At 56.4% G+C, this 716-nt stretch carries 1 protein-coding gene; it reads left to right on the plus strand.

The window, feature by feature from the left end; all coding sequences use genetic code 11:
- Positions 1 to 716: Rossmann-fold NAD(P)-binding domain-containing protein (locus K3G25_RS20570; protein WP_232489507.1), on the plus strand; the 716-nt coding region annotated here is incomplete at both ends.

The following is a 716-nucleotide window of genomic DNA, read 5'->3' on the forward strand; positions in this document are numbered from 1 at the left end:
GAGACGATGTGGGCGGTGCTTTCCTCAGCGGAAGGCGCCTATCATATTGAGCTGTGTGACGAAAACGGCGCGGTATGTGTCCGATTGACGGGACTCACCGCCCGTTTTCTGGAAGAGGACACGGAGGAAAAACCGCTCTTGCTTCAGCCAAAGTGGCAGGAATCACCGCCGGGTGAGGGAGGCGGACAAGAAGCGTCTTTCAGATACGTGACGCTGTATGGCGGAATGAATGCTGAGGACATAAGCGGCGCCGTATGTGCGGCTGACGGCGAAGGACCGATTGAAGACCGTTATGACGCCTGCGCGGCGGAGCTGTCAGCGATCGTCACGCGTCTTATCAGAGAAAAACAGAAGGGAAAAACGCTGATCCAGCTTCTTGTCCCCGACAGGGGGGAAGACAATGTATTGGCGGGGCTGGCCGCTTTTCTGAAAACGGCTCACCTTGAACATCCGAAGCTGTACGGCCAAGTCATCCAAGCCGATCCGGACGAGTCAGCATCATCGCTTCTTGCCAAGCTGAAAGAAAACCGGGCCCATCCTGAACAAGCGGAAATCCGTTATGAAAACGGCAAACGTCTCGTCAGAAACTGGCGTCATCTGCCGGCCCCTCAAAGCGGTACCGTTCCGTGGAAAGACGAAGGGGTCTACCTCCTCACCGGGGGAGCGGGCGGCATCGGACTGATTTTCGCTGAAGAAATAGCCTCCCGCGTCAAAAA

It is taken from the genome of Bacillus sp. FCW2 (assembly GCF_021228595.1).
Classification (GTDB): domain Bacteria; phylum Bacillota; class Bacilli; order Bacillales; family Bacillaceae; genus Bacillus; species Bacillus velezensis.